The organism is Flavobacterium limnophilum, from assembly GCF_027111315.2.
Lineage (GTDB): Bacteria > Bacteroidota > Bacteroidia > Flavobacteriales > Flavobacteriaceae > Flavobacterium > Flavobacterium limnophilum.
Genome location: NZ_CP114289.2, coordinates 2,289,920 through 2,305,838, shown reverse-complemented (window position 1 = coordinate 2,305,838; position 15,919 = coordinate 2,289,920). Strand labels below are relative to the sequence as shown.

13 protein-coding genes are annotated in these 15,919 nt (G+C 33.1%); 7 read left to right on the top strand and 6 right to left on the bottom strand.

All coding sequences use genetic code 11. The features are described from left to right. The first annotated feature begins 144 nt into the window (after positions 1 to 144). From OZP13_RS09420 to OZP13_RS09410, 3 genes are read left to right on the top strand one after another with little or no spacing between them, the layout of a single operon-like run. Positions 145 to 1,446, top strand: a complete 1,302-nt coding sequence (locus tag OZP13_RS09420) for an SIR2 family protein (protein ID WP_281296950.1) — start codon at positions 145 to 147, stop codon at positions 1,444 to 1,446. Continuing rightward, on the top strand, positions 1,439 to 3,178 hold the full coding sequence (locus tag OZP13_RS09415) for an ATP-binding protein (protein ID WP_269239886.1): 1,740 nt from the start codon (positions 1,439 to 1,441) through the stop codon (positions 3,176 to 3,178). Before OZP13_RS09420 ends, OZP13_RS09415 begins: the two co-directional genes overlap by 8 nt. A gap of 5 nt (positions 3,179 to 3,183) precedes the next feature. Then, positions 3,184 to 3,675, top strand: coding sequence for a hypothetical protein (locus tag OZP13_RS09410; protein WP_281296949.1), 492 nt, complete (start codon positions 3,184 to 3,186; stop codon positions 3,673 to 3,675). 747 nt (positions 3,676 to 4,422) lie between these two features. Here the strand turns inward: OZP13_RS09410 and OZP13_RS09405 are convergent. Next, positions 4,423 to 4,641 (bottom strand): DUF1896 family protein, encoded by a 219-nt coding sequence (locus OZP13_RS09405; RefSeq protein ID WP_269239881.1) that lies wholly within the window; start codon positions 4,639 to 4,641, stop codon positions 4,423 to 4,425. Positions 4,642 to 4,837: 196 nt separating this feature from the next. Between OZP13_RS09405 and OZP13_RS09400 the strand changes: the two genes are divergently transcribed. Beyond that, positions 4,838 to 5,014, top strand: a complete 177-nt coding sequence (locus OZP13_RS09400) for a histone H1 (protein WP_269239879.1) — start codon at positions 4,838 to 4,840, stop codon at positions 5,012 to 5,014. Positions 5,015 to 5,054: 40 nt separating this feature from the next. Here the strand turns inward: OZP13_RS09400 and OZP13_RS09395 are convergent, their stop codons facing one another. The 3 genes from OZP13_RS09395 to OZP13_RS09385 form a co-directional block, all read right to left on the bottom strand. Next, positions 5,055 to 7,136, bottom strand: a complete 2,082-nt coding sequence (locus tag OZP13_RS09395) for a type IA DNA topoisomerase (protein WP_281296948.1) — start codon at positions 7,134 to 7,136, stop codon at positions 5,055 to 5,057. Between the two features lie 20 nt (positions 7,137 to 7,156). Next, positions 7,157 to 8,542 (bottom strand): DUF3945 domain-containing protein, encoded by a 1,386-nt coding sequence (locus OZP13_RS09390; RefSeq protein WP_281296947.1) that lies wholly within the window; start codon positions 8,540 to 8,542, stop codon positions 7,157 to 7,159. Between the two features lie 85 nt (positions 8,543 to 8,627). Continuing rightward, the gene (locus OZP13_RS09385) at positions 8,628 to 8,936 is read right to left on the bottom strand and encodes a helix-turn-helix domain-containing protein (protein ID WP_281296946.1); all 309 of its coding nucleotides are present in this window, start codon (positions 8,934 to 8,936) and stop codon (positions 8,628 to 8,630) included. Positions 8,937 to 9,385: 449 nt separating this feature from the next. Here OZP13_RS09385 and OZP13_RS09380 point away from each other — a divergent pair, with 449 nt between their 5' ends. Further along, positions 9,386 to 10,903, top strand: a complete 1,518-nt coding sequence (locus tag OZP13_RS09380; RefSeq protein WP_281296945.1) for an aminotransferase class V-fold PLP-dependent enzyme — start codon at positions 9,386 to 9,388, stop codon at positions 10,901 to 10,903. Positions 10,904 to 11,026: 123 nt separating this feature from the next. On the opposite strand, the gene OZP13_RS09375 is transcribed toward OZP13_RS09380, so the two are convergent. Further along, positions 11,027 to 11,857, bottom strand: coding sequence for an RteC domain-containing protein (locus tag OZP13_RS09375; protein WP_269239877.1), 831 nt, complete (start codon positions 11,855 to 11,857; stop codon positions 11,027 to 11,029). Positions 11,858 to 11,894: 37 nt separating this feature from the next. Beyond that, complete coding sequence (locus tag OZP13_RS09370; protein WP_281296944.1) at positions 11,895 to 14,321, bottom strand: aminotransferase class I/II-fold pyridoxal phosphate-dependent enzyme; 2,427 nt, start codon at positions 14,319 to 14,321, stop codon at positions 11,895 to 11,897. Positions 14,322 to 14,528: 207 nt separating this feature from the next. On the opposite strand from OZP13_RS09370, the gene OZP13_RS09365 reads away from it, so the two are divergent. Beyond that, positions 14,529 to 14,921: a DUF7793 family protein gene (locus OZP13_RS09365; RefSeq protein WP_281296943.1), complete on the top strand. Its 393-nt coding sequence runs from the start codon at positions 14,529 to 14,531 to the stop codon at positions 14,919 to 14,921. Positions 14,922 to 14,987: 66 nt separating this feature from the next. Then, complete coding sequence (locus OZP13_RS09360) at positions 14,988 to 15,911, top strand: helix-turn-helix domain-containing protein (protein WP_281296942.1); 924 nt, start codon at positions 14,988 to 14,990, stop codon at positions 15,909 to 15,911. Positions 15,912 to 15,919 lie beyond the last annotated feature (8 nt).

Genomic DNA, 15,919 nt, shown 5'->3' with positions numbered 1-15,919 from the left:
ATCTGTATTGATTATTTAGGACTTACCATTATGTGAAAACATATAACTCAGGGGAAAAATCATCTCGTTGAATAACTTTTTATATATTTTATGCATAAAATCTGTAAAAATTGATTAATTTACGGGCTTAATTTATTAAGTGACATGAAAGAATTTATATATATAAATGGCAAAAAATCTGTTGAAATAGAAAGAATAAAATCAGATCAAGAAGGAGTTGATGAAACAATTGATTGCAACATTTATATTGATAGTAATTTGCATAAGTTTGATGAAGGAACATCTTATGATGATAAACTGAAGTTTGCCATTTCTAAAAAGAGAGAGAAATATGCGGAATTTTTGAATAATCAGTTCGAAAACTTAGTAGTACTAACTGGAGCTGGCTCTTCAGTTGGTATTGGAAAGGATATTCAAATTGGAGAAGAAACTAAAGAACGAAAAGGAAGATTATTAGCTCAACTATGGGATGATGTCAAAGAAGTAATTTCGGACGAAACACTTCACGGATTTTGTAAGTTAGTAAAGTATGAAGATAAGTTTAAAAATGAAGGTGAAGAAGAACAATATGTGAAAAACTTGGAAAAGCTACTTTCCTTAGCAAATATTTCTAAAAATTATGTTGAGCATATTCCAGATGAAGGTAAAGTAAAAATTGTCATTGAGGATGTAATCAAAAAAATAGAAGATATTATAAAAACAAACTGTACTTTAAGATTACCTGAAAATGCTCCACATTCTCTTTTTATTGAAAAAATAACAAAGCGTAAAGTAACACTTCCTAGAGCTAAAATTTTCACATTAAACTATGACACTTTATTTGAGCAAGCTGGTAGGAAAAAGAATTTTACTATTATAGATGGTTTCTCATTTTCACATCCAAGAACTTTCAGTGGTCGAAATTTTGAACTGGATATAGTCTCAAGAAATTCAAGTCGTGTAAAAGAAGAAGACAATTTCATTCAAAAAGTATTTCATTTATATAAGCCACATGGTTCAGTTGATTGGACCAATGAAGAAAACCAAATTATTCAAAAAGATGAACCTGATAAATCATTAATGATTTATCCAAAAGATAGTAAATATGAAAGTTCTTATGAGCAGCCATATTTTGAAATGATGTCACGTTTCCAACAAAATGTTAGAAATGAAAATACATTGTTGATTTGTATTGGTTTTAGTTTTAACGATAAACATATTGTAACGGCTATTGTTGAAGCTTTAGAACAAAACCCAGGATTTCAACTAATGGTTGTAAACAAACAAATTGATAATTGGTCAAAGTCATTTAACCCAATTTTTGAAGCAGCTAAAATTCATAACAACATCGTATTAGTTGACGAAGTCTTTGATGACTTTGCTAAATATTATCCTGATTTAAAATCGTACAATCAAGAGGATGCAAAAAAGATTATTCTCAATTTAAACAGTTCAAAGCATGAGTAATAATCCATTTAATCATAGCCATTTTATTGGATACATTAATCAAGTTACACCTCAATATGTAAAAGTTCATTTTCCTTCTTCTGTGTTGATGAAATCTTTTACTTTTTACGGTGAAGAATTAAAAGGTGGTTTAGTTGGAAACTATGTTGTAATTGAAGGTGAGAAATATGGTTTCTTAGGTAAAATCCTTGAATTAAGTTTGCCTGAGAAAGAGCGACTTGAACTTAGTGAAAAATCATTTAATACAAAAGAATTTCATCCAACTGGAAAAATAGAAATATTATTGTCTTTTGAACTTTTTGAACCATCAAATATCGATAAAGGATTAAATTCCTTACCGATGATTGGTGCAAAAGTATTTATTTGTTCTTCTGAATTTATAAAAGGATATTTCAAAGGTTTTGGAGTAAAAAAAGAACATAAAGATACAGCTCCTGTAATTGAGTTAGGAAGATTAACTTATGATAAATCAACAATTGTCCAATTATCACAACAAGCAATTTTTGGAAGACATTGTGCAGTGGTTGGAACAACAGGTGGTGGTAAAAGTTATACTGTTAGTAAATTATTGGAAGCACTAAAAATTAATAATAGCAAATCTATTTTGATTGATGCAACAGGAGAATATTCAAGCTTAGATGAAGATCCTAAAGTTTCAAAAACAGTTATTGCTACTTCATCTTTTTTTCCTTATTCAAAGTTAACTATTGGTGACTTATTTGTTTTATTTAGACCATCTGGACAGGTACAACAACCTATTTTACTTGAAGCTATAAAATCTTTGAAAATTGCACATTGCATGCTTAGAGATAAAGATAAGTATGCGCACTCGATAGCTGAAGAAAGAATTACATTTAAAATAAAAGATAAAGACTTAGTAATTGAGAATGGTTGCGTTGTTAAATGCGGAAATGAAACAAGACCGTACAATAATGCACATTACATTTATAAAACTGAAATTGAAGACGATAATTCAAGCTTTTTTGACATAAACAAATTGTCTCAACAAATTATAAATGAATGTTATCAAATAAATGGTGACCGTTGGCAAACTTTTCAAGATGGAAGAAATTTCGGAAATAGTACAAGTCTAATCATGAGAATTAATAATACGATAAATGATAATGATTTCAAAAAAATGTTTGGCTTCAATTCTATTGTTGATGAGGTAGATATAATAGAAATGATTGAAAGTTTTATAAAAGATGAAACTAAATGTATTTTAAGAATTGGATTTGAGAATGTTCCGTTTAATTTTCAGTCAAGAGAGATTTTAGCAAATGCTATTGGTAAATATTTACTAAACAAATCTAGAATTGGCACTTTTAAAGAGAAACCTTTAGTCTTATTTATTGACGAAGCACATCAATTTTTAAACAAGAAAGTAAAAGATGAATATTTTGAAACCACAGAACTAAGTTCATTTGATAGTATAGCAAAAGAGTGTAGAAAATATGGTTTATTTCTTTGCATTGCTACACAGATGCCTAGAGACATTCCAAATGGTACATTAAGTCAAATAGGAACATTTATTACTCATAGATTAATAAATCATCAGGACAAAGAAGCTATTGCCAATGCTTGTTCATCAGCTAATCGAGATACATTATCATTTCTACCTGTTTTGGGTTCTGGAGAAGCAATATTAATGGGTGTTGACTTTCCTATGCCTGTTATGCTAAAAGTTGAAATGCCTTTGATTAAACCAAAATCAGATACACCTTTATTTTAATTAGTATGGAGAATTATAAAATAATACACTTTGAAAGTGCACCACATAGAATTAAAAAAATCAATGATACTTTATTCCATCCAAATGCTAAATATTGGAATAAACTTTTTTCTATTTGTGATACTTATGTGAAATCTAACTTTTATTTTAAAGATGATAATCTTGACACTGAAGTTTATAAATCAGAAATGAATAAACCAATAATTCTTAGAAATTGTGGTCTAAACTATATGAAAGGATTAAGATTAGAAAAATTAGAATTTGTTGAAACTGATTTTATATTTCCATCCGGAACTATGGTTTCAAAAAAAGCTGAAGCTTATTACAATATGGTTTCAAAAAAATATGTCATGCTTAGTTATAAAAAAGAGAAAAATACAGAAAACATTACAATTATAAAACATTCAAGATTAGATGCTTATTTAAAAGGTAATAATGTAAAAAAATATGAATTAAAAATTAATAATGACAATTATAAAGTTGTAATAGAAGATTAATATTTACATGGAAACAAACATTAGTGCACATACATTATTTCATTTTATATACAATAAAAATTCATTATTAAGCATTTTGAAAAATGGCTTATATGTTCGTTAAAGTTTAGAAAACTTATAATGCAACACACAATAAAATTATTCTTAAAATTAGGTAGTGAAGAAAACATTCTTGATTTATTCGAAAATGGAACAATCTACATGAATACAATTGAATATTTCCGAAAAGTCGAAGATGAAGAATTACGAGGTGATAAATACGAAGGAGTTTCAAAAGTAATTAATTCTTTACCTGGAACTTTTAAAATATCTGGAATTGACAGAGAATTTAATTATGTCAAAGTTCATTTAAAAGAAAGCTACAAAGAAGTTTTAGGAAACATCTATTCCTTGTATGCAATATCTTCAAAAGGATTTCCAAATCCATTAGATTTTGAGTTTGATAAAAGAAATTTGCGTTTTGGTACATATGGATTAATGATTAAAAATTTACAGCTTTTCTTTAATAAAATAGAAAATGAACTCAAAAAAAATAACTTAAAATTTAATCATGGTCTTGTAGATTATTATGATAAAGAAGAAGTTTGTAGAGAAATAACACTATTCGAAAAACCTATTGAATTTGAATACCAAAAAGAATTCCGATTTTATATAGAAAATAACAAAATTGAACCAATAAAAATTCAAATTGGTAGTATGAAAGATTATGCTGAAATATTCAAAATAGAAGATATTTTAGAATTGAAGTTAGAAATGAAAAAATCCTTCAAACAGAATGTAATTAGCTATTTCCTCACATTGTCCAACGGAATTACCTGCCATAAATGCTGCTTCATAAGCATTCGCAGATCTCTGAGAACGTTGTTCTATAAATTTGGTATCCCAAGCTTTTTCTGGAAAACTCGTTTGGAGAAATTCTTGCAGTCTTAAATTGAAATAGGAGAGGTCTTTTTGTAGCGTATCCATAATTTGTATAATTTATATTAATGGATAAATGTAGGATGCTCCTAGTAGTAATCAGAATATCTGGTATGGTTTGGCTTTTATTGGCTATAAATTGTCTCTAAAGAAGAAGAAAGATTATCGATGTAAATTTCTTTACCTAGATTAAATGTCATTTGTAATTGTTAGTTTTGTAACTAGGTAATAAATAAAATCAACTATGAAAGATCTAATCGAAAAAATCGCTGCTGAATTTGAAACATTCAAATCGGATGCAGAATTACAAACAGAAAAAGGAAATAAAGCAGCAGGAACTAGAGCACGTAAATCTTCTCTAGAACTAGAAAAATTTTTAAAAGAATTTAGAAAATTGTCTTTGGTCGAGTCTAAAAAATAAGCATAAAAGGCTGTTTCAAATTTTAGAAACAGCCTTTTTTTTATTTTCTTTTTGTCTTTTCAGGAAAAGTAAAGGAGGTCTTTCCGTCGCTGTTCATAACGATGAAAGCATCGAATTTCTTTTCTGATTTACTAATCATTCCCTTGAGAAGACTGGTTCTACCTTTGTTAATTAACATTTCTAGATCCATTAGATTTAACTGAATCCCACATATCTTTCGAAATTGAACCCAGTTACAGTCTTCATCCAAACATTTTATTAATTTATCTCGAATTACCAATTTCTGAATCTTGCACTTCGGACAAACTAGTTCTGGTTGTTTTTCACTTTCGACAGATAAGGAAAGTAATTCTTGCGTAATGGTTCTGGTATAATTTTCCATTTCTTTTTGGAAATCAGCTACATCTCCCTCGTTGTTTTCTATCTTTTGCAAGGCTAATTCCCACTGGGCTGTCATGGCTACATCGGCAATTTTTTGGTCTTTTACGAGTTCGTAAACTTTTAATCCTTTTGCTGTTGGGACTAAAGATTTCTTTTCTCTCTTGACATATTCTCTTTTAAAAAGCGTTTCAATAATACTGGCCCGTGTAGCTGGAGTACCAATACCTATGTCTTGCAATATTTTGCGTTCTTCTTGATTTTTAATCAGTTTTCCAGCACTTTCCATAGCTGTCAGTAGTCCCGCTTCAGTGAAGAGGACTGGTGGCTTGGTTTTTCCTTCCAAAACTTTTGTTCCCCTAAACTTTAGCTCGTCACCAATTTTTACTTCTGGTAGATCTGTGATGGGGCTACTGTCTTCATCTGTAAAGTTTCCTTTGATGGATCTCCAGCCTGAATCAAGAATTGTACACCCTTTTACTGCAAAATCATAATGGAGTACTTGTAAATTAATATCGGTAATTTGTTTGTTGCAGGGATTGGAAACGGTTTCCAATAAGCGGTATGCAATCATTTCATAAATGATATTTTCTTTAGGTAATAAGGCTGATGGTATTTTATCCGTTATCAATAGACCGTGATGATCTGTAACTTTTAAATCGTTGACGATACGTTTGTTGAGACGTCCTTTTTTTACATTAGAAACAACTGCCTTAAACTTTTCCATTTCTTCCAATATGCTTATCAGTTTGGGTATTTCAGCCCAAATATCTTCAGTAACATACTTACTTCCAGTGCGTGGATAGCTGATGAATTTCTTCTCGTAAAGGCTTTGGGCGATGTTTAGAGTTTCTTCCGCAGATAAATTTAATTTTATGTTGGCTTCTTTTTGTAAAGCGGTAAGATCAAACAATAAAGGAGGTTGTTCATTGATAATTTTTGTTTCAACCGAAGTCACGGTAGCTGTTCCTTGTCGTTGTATGGATTTCAATGCATCAGTAGCCTTTTTATTGTCATCCCATTTAGTCAAGGAAATACTTTTGAAATCAATAAATTCCTTACGGTGCTCTAATTCAATCTGCCAGTATTTCTCAATGGCAAATGCTTTGTTTTCCAAGAATCTTTTACAAATAAGTGCCAATGTTGGTGTTTGAACCCTTCCAAGAGAATAAACACCACTTCCAACAGCAATGCTCAACGCTTGGGAAGCGTTTATTCCTACCAGCCAATCCGCGCGACTTCTTCCAACTGCTGCGAAATGTAGACCGTCAAAATTTCTTCCTGGTTTCAAATTGTCAAATCCCTTAAGAATGGCTTTTTCTGTCAGTGAACTAATCCATAACCGTTCAAAAGGTAGGTTACATTTTAAATATTCATAAATATAACGGAATATAAGTTCTCCCTCTCGACCAGCATCAGTGGCGACTATGATACTTTCACTGTTTTTTAAAAGCTGCTCAATGATTTTTAATTGTTTCATTGCTCCGTCATCTTGAATATAGCTATTGTTTTTCTTCAGCTTACGTACAGTAAGTAAGAATGGTTTGGGTAATAGGGGTAGGGCTTCTTTTTGAAAACCTGTAAAACCATAATCTTCGGGCATAGCCAATGATACTAGATGTCCTAACGCCCAAGTTACATAATAGCCGTTGCCCGTCAGGTAGCCATCTTTCTTTTCAATGGCTCCCAACAGTACAGCTATCTCTCGGGCAACACTCGGTTTTTCTGCAATCACTATTTTCATGATGGGAATTTTTATGATGATTACATTTTTGGACCTTTGGATTTGGCAGCAGTTTTTGGTTTTTCTTGAGCTGCTTTTTCTGGTTCCTTGCCATTCTTGGTTGCTTCGCTATTTTTACCTTCAGAATTCCCTTTTGATTGCGCCTTTTCATTTGTTTTATTTGGATTGTCAAAAGAAAAACCAGTTTTTGCAGTTTCTTTGTTGAAGGTAATGTAACCTTGATAATCTTTTCCGTTCTTGTCAACCAAACCACTAACATACACCGTTTGGCCATCTTTAAATTTCTGATACTGTTGTTCGTCAAGTTCTTTTCCTCTAAAGGTTCGTGGTGCTTCTTGCTGCTCAGAACGACTCTGCTGTTGGCTTTGTGATTGTTTATTGGTATCGCTTCTGTCAAAAAGGAATTCGACGTAGCGTTTATCGGCATTGAATTGCACGGAAGCATTGAACGGCTCTCCTTTTTTTGATGTCATACCCTCGATGTATAGCGATTTACCATCCATTAAGCTCTGTTTTTGTTGCTCATCCAACTTTACGCCTTTTATTTCGTCGGGAATTTTGATGAGGTTGCTACGTAAAGCAACAAGTTCGTTGGTCAATCTGTCCACGCTAACAATGGAAGGTATTATCTCATCTGTTTTGGGATTGATTAAATTAACGACACGTCCCATATTTCCTGTTTTGAGTAAATTGTCCTTATCTTCTTTGGTAAACTCATGACCAAAGAATGGAAAATTTAACTGTGGTTCTTTACGAATGCCGTGAATGGCAACGATTACCTTACCTTCATCATTGGACTGCAAGGAGAGTCTTGCATCCATTCGGGTAACTGCATTTCCTAAATTAAGGCTTATGGGAACCAATTCATTGGTTTTATAGCCTTTTAATAAGGGGTCGATTAAGTTCATCTTTTCGAGACGTTCTTTGCTTATTCCTAGATTTGACATAGCTTTCCAATCTATTTGTTCTAGTTTGAAGCGGTATTCACCAGCTTCCGATGTTGACTGTTTTGTTTCCATATTATTTTTGTTTAGTTGTTTATAATCGATTTTTATCTCATATTTTTCAAATAGCTTTTTTCCAGTTTTGGCGGAGTTGTCAACTGCCTTTTGAATTTTATTGGCTACAGTAATGACATCCCGTGCAGAAACCCTAAAAAAGTTAAAATGGGTTGGATCTTTCAGTTGATGCAGAAAATTGGAAAAGAAATTTGTGAAAAGATCTCCATGTTTGTCCACACGCATAAACTGGCTTTGATTCTTTTTGTCAGGATTGACCGTTTGCAACTTGTTGTCACTTCCAATACCCTTTACTACCTCAATTTTCTTTTTCTTGTTATCGAGTACCAACAACATATCCGAAAATTGTTCTTGTAATTGGTGTTTATCTGTATCTTGATTACCCATCAGCTTGGTTTTTGAAATTTGTTTTACCGAAACTAATGAGATAAAATAATCTATTCCACAGATTGACTTCCAATGGCACTAGTTGTCACGTTTTGTCTTTTGTTTTTTTTAAAGGAGCATTAAAACTATCTCGTATAAACTGATGAATATCAGATAATTTATAATAAAGCTTTCCACTGATTGTGTAATAAGGTAATTTACCTGTTGAGCGGTAACGCTGAAGTGAGCGATTACTTATTTTTAGCATCTGGAGTAGATCCTGATTATCGAGTAATTCTTCTCCATCAATGTTATTTCGTTGTTTGTGAACATTGTTCATATGTTCATTTAGGATATCAAAGCGATCCATGATACGCTCCATCCATGCCAAAAATTCCATTCTGTCGATATTCATAACTATTTACTTTAGATTGCTTTCACAAAATTCAACAGCTTTTGTAGAAGTTTATCACAATGGCTTTCGTAGTACGAAAAAATTTAACATAAAAATCCTAAGAAGTATTGATTTTACTGTGTTGGTAATTTCAAAAAATGTAATGCAGTTTTTTATTCTAGCAGATTGTTTTCAAGATTTTTTGGGTGTAGTGTACCATAAAAAAACAGTAAATCCCAATTAAAATAAGGGCTTTACTTTTTGTTTTGATGTTTGGTATCAATAATTTATAAAGAATTAAAAATCAGTGATTCCATCTTCGAAAGTCAACAATTTTTCGTAACATTACTCAATAATTTTTTTGAATGCATTGCTTATAAATAGGCATTACATAAGATGAATTGGGTAATACTAACCAGTTGGTTTTGAGTTTGTTTTAATTCGATACTAGCGAATTTATTGGATAAAGTATGAGTTTGAATACTAATTGTATTGAAGAGTCTTTTGATTTGAGTAAAAAATCATCCAAATTGGAGGATTATTTTTCTCCCTTTAGAGAAAATATTATTGGTAAGGATCAAGAATTTGAATCCCCTTATGGAATCAAAAAAATAATTTACGCTGATTGGACAGCCAGCGGTAGACTTTATTTGCCAATAGAAGAAAAAATGCTCAAGGAGATTGGTCCCTACACAGCCAATACCCACACCGAAACTTCCATTACAGGAAGTGTGATGACACATGCCTATCATAATGCAAGAAACATTATCAAAGAGCATGTCAATGCTTCGGAAGAAGATGTTTTAATTACGACTGGAACTGGAATGACTGGTGCCATCAACAAGTTTCAGCGGATATTGGGCATTAAACTCAACGAGAATTTAAAGGAAACTACCGCAGTGCCAGAGGAAAAACGCCCGATTGTTTTTATTTCTCACATGGAACATCATTCCAATCAGACTTCTTGGCTAGAGACCACTGCCAAAGTTCGGGTTATTGCAGCTGATGAAAATGGATTGCCAAGTCTTAATGATCTTAAAAGATTGTTGGAGGAACATAAAGACCGTCCAATAAAAATTGCGGCAGTAACGGCCTGCTCCAATGTGACAGGAATTAGAACCAATTATCAAGAAATTGCTCGATTAATGCATCAGCACAAAGGTTTGTGTTTTGTGGATTTTGCCTGTTCTGCTCCTTATGTTCCTATGGACATGCATCCCGATGATGAGCGATATTTGGATGCCATTACTTTTTCTCCCCATAAATTTTTAGGAGGGCCTGGAACTTCTGGTGTTTTAATTTTTCATAAAAAACTGTATAAAAATTTAGTACCTGATAATCCTGGAGGAGGAACGGTAACATACACAAATCCGTGGGGAGGCCACGATTACATTGATGACATAGAAACCCGCGAAGACGGTGGAACTCCCGGTTTTCTGCAAACCATCCGAATAGCACTTGCCATAAAGTTAAAAGATGAAATGGGAATTCAAAACATTCTCGATAGAGAGCACGAACTTAATGCCATTATTTTCAATAGGCTTTCAATAATTGAAAATTTGAAAATACTTGCTCCAGACCATACGGAAAGACTTGGCGTATTTTCATTTTACATTGAAGATGCTCATTATAATTTAATTGTCAAATTGCTGAATGATAAATTTGGGATTCAAACCAGAGGAGGCTGTTCGTGTGCGGGAACTTATGGGCATTATCTTTTAAATGTGGATCACGATACCTCAAAATCCATTGAACAAAAAATCTTGGAAGGCTGCCTTATCGATCGCCCGGGATGGATTCGGATGTCCATACATCCTGCAATGACCAATGCTGAAATTGAGTTCATCTGTAATTCAATCGGATATGTGGCAACTCATTTTAAAGAATGGGGAAGTGACTACACCTATGATGCTGTTAAAAATGAATTTATTCATATCAATAAAAGAAATATTGAAAATGAAATTATTCAAAATTGGTTTAGACTTTAGATTGACAAGTAGAGTAAATCTGATAGTCAAGTTTTTATTTTAGTGATGTAAATCCAAGCATTATCTTTTGTCCCTTGACGCTCCAATAATTTCAAATGAAAATATTACATATTTTCTAATGGATTAAGAATCCTCTCGGGCTATTTTTTGCTGTAAATTTAAGGTCAACTCCTCCAAAAATTTGGTCTTGCTGCTTTTGCGTGCTTTTATTTCAGAGTAGGTTTTGTATACGTTTTCCAATTTGATGTTGAAAAAATCTTCAAAGGAATCCGTAATCGTGTTGATGTCCGCTGCGCCGTGATTGATTGCCCCATTCGAAAATAAGGCATAGATTAATTCCGTCAGAGCTGTTTTTGGTCCTGTCCATACCAATACTTTGTGTCTTCTTTCTTCAAAAATATCGGAATCATGCACTTTCAGCCTTTTCAGTGCTTGGCGGATATAGTGAATGAACCGATACATTGCTTTTACTTTAGCCCAGAGCATATCTTGAGAAGTTGAAAATTCTGGAAACTGGTAATAGTCCGTCATTGGTGTAAACGGGAAATTGTTTCGGTGGTTTCGGGTAAAGAATTGATGATCCAGATAGCTGTATCCTTGTTCCATATAATGGACAAAATCGGCATTGCGATGAAAGAACTTGTTGATTTTTCGCAATTCTTTTTGAAGGAATTGAATTTTATAGGTATTACCCGCTTTAGGCATCCTTAATTCACAGGAACGGACTTCAGTGAAGTAAATTAATAAACTCATGGGGATTGGTTTGACATTTTTGAAAAAATCAATTTCCTCTGGAACGGTATTAAAATCCTTCTTGTCCACTATTTCCTTTAATTCGGCCAACGTTTTGTTGCATGCCAAGATTCCATTGCTGGCCTTGGTCAGCATCGTTTCACTTGCTCCCAGAATTGTGTTGCAAGTGTCGTTAAATGATTCAATTATATCTTTAAACATCGTGTGAAAATTTTAATTGTTCAGTCGATCTAAGCTATTATTTGAGGGATTTAAAATCGTTTTGCATCGTATTCATTACTTCCATGGCATAATTGTCTCTAGCTTGAATATAAGCTACTTTTGGAATTATTTTGGCGCCCAATTTTCTTTTTTCAAAGGAGGCCGATACTCCAAAGTCTATTTTTGGGAACTGCAATGCATTGGCTCGTTTAATGGTTTGAAACAGGAGTTGTCTATAGAGCTGGTATTCTTTTGCCCATTTATAGTCCATTCCCACCAGTTCGGGAACATAAGTATTATTACAGTTTTTGTAGCAAAACATTACTCCAACGAACGGGGTTTCTGTGTCGTTATGCAAGGCCAACAAGATAAATTCCCAGTTGGGACTTTTATTCATGTTTTCAAAAACTTCCATACCGTAGCGAAATGTATTGATGGCATAGTTATTATTTTTGACGTTATTGTACAGTTGATAGGCTCTTTCGATTTCTGTGTTGTCCAATTTGTCTTTTATTACCACATCAAAATGTCTTTCAAATGGCAAAATTTCTTTACTGAAATGTTTTCGGGAACGTGGGGACAATTCTTTTGCGTATTCCTCGTAAGTAGTCCAGCTTTTGTTTTCAACGACACAGGATTCAGGCATATTTATTTTGAAATAACCTTGTTCTTGTATTGTTTTGTCGAATTTGTTGTCTTCTTCAAAGTCTCGCAACACCAGCATATCGGCATTTAAAGCATTGTATTTTTCTTCCAATTTATCCAACAGTACTTTCACTGCTTTTTCAGCCAATGGATGTTCTTGATTGATGTAGTAGTGTTTTCCTTCGGTAAACAAAGACCCCATACTCAGTACTTTTGAAGTGAGATAAAGAGGGTTTGTTTTTCTTAGTTCTTCCAGTTGTATGGAAACGGATTCCGTTGCCAACATGTCGTCTTTCCAAAGACCATAAGTACAAAAGGTCATTAGAAGTATGGTGCCCAGACTGTCCTTGACCGTATAATAATAAAAATCCCATTGGTTTGTTGGGTCTGGATTCTGTTTAAACGAGTTTTCCAAATACATCATTCCCTCCCAATCGAAAATATTTTCTTTTCCCATCCAAAGATTCCAATCTGATTTTGACATATCAGCGATGGTGTTTTTTTCTTCAATGATGAGTTCTTGCATTTGAGTTTCTGAAATCACTTCTAATTTTTCGACAGGCATTCCAAAAGCTTTCCTTATTTTGTATTCAGAGTTGTTCGTTTCCTCCAATGCTTTGGGGAAATGGAATTCCATTGCTTCTGCCAATGCTTTAATGTCTTGTTTGTGATTGTGAGCCGAAAGGGTAATTCTAATTCCTGTATTCTTGATGGGTACTGCGGGATAAATTCCCAAGTTCAGAAAGAAGCCCTCCTTGAACAAACGATGTACAAAATTATAAGCCGTTAGTGGCGTTCCCATTCCCAAGAAGAAAACTGGAGAATCATTTTTTGAAATTATGGGAAGGTTTCCTTCAGAGAGTAATTGGTTAAAATAGGCGATTTTATCGGCCAAGTCTTGTTGGCGAATTATTATTTCAGGAGATAAGTGGATGTCGGCAGAAGCAATTGCAGCTCCCACAGAAGCAGGCTCTAATTGTGCCGAGAACGTTAAGGGACCTCCAAAGTTTTTAATTTTATCCCTTAGTTTCTGGTTTTTACAAAAAAATGTGGCGCCACTAGCTCCAAAGGTTTTACTTAAAGTTCCCACTACCACAATGTTTTCAGGGAGCTCCTTGAGGACATCAAAAACAAAACCAGTACCATTTTCCCCTTTCCAGCTCATGCCATGGACATCATCAAAATAGAGGTGGAGTTGAGGGTATTTTTTAGTCAAGTTCAGTAATTCTTGTATTGGAGCATAATCTCCAAACATCGAATACACACCGTCTGCTATATACCAGATTAGGTTACATTTTGTTGCCAGCTGTTTGATCTTGTCTTCCAACATTTCCAAATTACTGTGACGAATCATTTCCACGGGAATTCCTCTCAACTTCAGTAATTGACAAGCATTTTGAACGCTCCAATGCACTTGATGATCCATAATAACCGCATCTTCATCCCGAATCAATGTCGGTATAACGGCAAGATGTCCTAAAGTACTATTTTTGGTAACGATGGCTGGGATGCCATACATTTGTTCGATTTTACTTTCTAGTTCGCTATACAGCGGATGAGAAATATAGGATTTTGAAAGCGGGAATTGCGTACCATAATTTCGGATTGCTTGAATTGCTGCTTCTTTGAGTCGGTCGTCTTGTTCCAATCCAAGGTATCCAGTTGTACCGAAATGAAACATTTCTTTACCCTTGATTTGGATGGTTCTACCCGTTAAAATTTTGTTTTCTGCATATAGATGTAAAACACCTTCTTTTTTTGCTCCCGATAAAACTTCATCAACTGTATCGATGAAGTTATTGTGTTTGATTTTTGCCATTTTTTATAGTCTTTGAAAATAGTATTCTAAAAGTCATTATAAAAAATGAAAGTTTTTGCATTATATGGATGAATACTCCCAATGTAACAAGAAATATTCCTAAATTGACAACAAAATGCTCAAAACGCAATAAATAATCCCAAATTAACAACTGCAGTGTTTGTAAATGTTTATATTTTTGTTAAATCAAAACTAAATTCATAAGACATGTTTGCAGCCCATGACTTTTATGAGAATGACTATGCCCAATTTTGGATAAAAGAAGGCATTCTCTTTTTTAAATATAAATCCAAAACATTCATTGACCTTAAAGTAGCCCAACTTGTTGTTACAGCTAGGATACACTTTCAACGAGAAAGAACTTTTCCCGTTTTATGTGATATTCGGGGAGTGGTTGGTACCGATAAAGCTGGCAGGGATTTTTTGGCGCAATCTGGGTCTGTACTGACACATGCCGTTGCACTTGTAGCACATGAAAAAGTACTATTGACCATAAGTACTTTTTATTTACAAGTAAGCAAGCCTTCCGTTCCTACACAAATTTTTACAACTAAAGCTGCTGCTTTGAATTATTTGAAAGATTTTATCGAAAAGAACTAAGTAGTATTTTTAGATGATTAATAAGGAATGCAAAAGGAAAAATAAAATTCTAAAAATGGTATTATTATGGATAAACCTTCTAATCAAGCGCAAATTGTTACTATACATCAAATGCTGTTTGAAATGGCCAGAGGTAATTTCAATAGTCGTATTCCTTTAAGTACCAATAATGATGAAAATGATGAAATGGAAACATTAATTGTCTTAATCAATATGGTTGCGGAGGAAATGAAGGAGTCCTTTTTTAATTTTGGTTTTGTTAATTCTCATAGTACCCATCAGTTTATAACTCAAACTACAATTCTACTTGATAAAAATTACTACATTAAAAGTTTTACACCAGAATTAATTCTTCTTTTGGGTTATGCTGAAAGTGAATTGATGAATCAGCCATTAACCGATATTATTGCAACGACTTCAGTGGAACAAATCGAAAAATTATTCGAGACTTCAATACCTGAGGTTGTGACTTTAGATTTTACCAGAAAAGACCAACTGCCAATTTCTGTTTCTTGTAGTGTTGGAAGATTAATTAAAAGTTCGGAAATTATATTGAATCTTTTTACTCCTAAAAAGGCTGATACTTATTATCCAATGGCTTTCAAAAAGGAAGATGAAAAACAATTAAAAACCAGAAAAGTTGATGCATTTTTAATTCAGAAATTATATGATTATATTTTGGCCCATCTTGAAGAGCCACTTCCTTCATTAAAAATACTGGCCAGGAAATTTGGTACTAATGAGCACAAATTGAAAGATGGTTTTCGTTATTTTTTTAAAACCAGCATTTATCAATTTTATAATGAAGAGCGTTTGAAAAGGGCTTGTTTTATGATAGAACACACCCAAATACCTTTGAAAAATATATCAATAATGAATGGTTTTAATAATTACCCCAATTTTTCGAAATCCTTTAAAAAACGTTTTGGTTTCTCCCCTTATGAAGTCAAGCGAAATGAAGTTGAATTTACCCCTCAACAAGAAGATTAGGTTTAGTT

Excerpts from the sequence above, each read along its gene's own strand:
- OZP13_RS09410 (WP_281296949.1), top strand. The coding sequence starts at position 3,184 with ATGGAGAATTATAAAATAATACACTTTGAAAGTGCACCACATAGAATT.
- OZP13_RS09375 (WP_269239877.1), bottom strand. The coding sequence starts at position 11,857 with ATGTTTAAAGATATAATTGAATCATTTAACGACACTTGCAACACAATT.
- OZP13_RS09395 (WP_281296948.1), bottom strand. The coding sequence starts at position 7,136 with ATGAAAATAGTGATTGCAGAAAAACCGAGTGTTGCCCGAGAGATAGCT.
- OZP13_RS09400 (WP_269239879.1), top strand. The coding sequence starts at position 4,838 with ATGAAAGATCTAATCGAAAAAATCGCTGCTGAATTTGAAACATTCAAA.
- OZP13_RS09360 (WP_281296942.1), top strand. The coding sequence starts at position 14,988 with ATGGATAAACCTTCTAATCAAGCGCAAATTGTTACTATACATCAAATG.
- OZP13_RS09405 (WP_269239881.1), bottom strand. The coding sequence starts at position 4,641 with ATGGATACGCTACAAAAAGACCTCTCCTATTTCAATTTAAGACTGCAA.
- OZP13_RS09380 (WP_281296945.1), top strand. The coding sequence starts at position 9,386 with ATGAGTTTGAATACTAATTGTATTGAAGAGTCTTTTGATTTGAGTAAA.
- OZP13_RS09420 (WP_281296950.1), top strand. The coding sequence starts at position 145 with ATGAAAGAATTTATATATATAAATGGCAAAAAATCTGTTGAAATAGAA.
- OZP13_RS09385 (WP_281296946.1), bottom strand. The coding sequence starts at position 8,936 with ATGAATATCGACAGAATGGAATTTTTGGCATGGATGGAGCGTATCATG.
- OZP13_RS09390 (WP_281296947.1), bottom strand. The coding sequence starts at position 8,542 with ATGGGTAATCAAGATACAGATAAACACCAATTACAAGAACAATTTTCG.
- OZP13_RS09415 (WP_269239886.1), top strand. The coding sequence starts at position 1,439 with ATGAGTAATAATCCATTTAATCATAGCCATTTTATTGGATACATTAAT.
- OZP13_RS09365 (WP_281296943.1), top strand. The coding sequence starts at position 14,529 with ATGTTTGCAGCCCATGACTTTTATGAGAATGACTATGCCCAATTTTGG.
- OZP13_RS09370 (WP_281296944.1), bottom strand. The coding sequence starts at position 14,321 with ATGGCAAAAATCAAACACAATAACTTCATCGATACAGTTGATGAAGTT.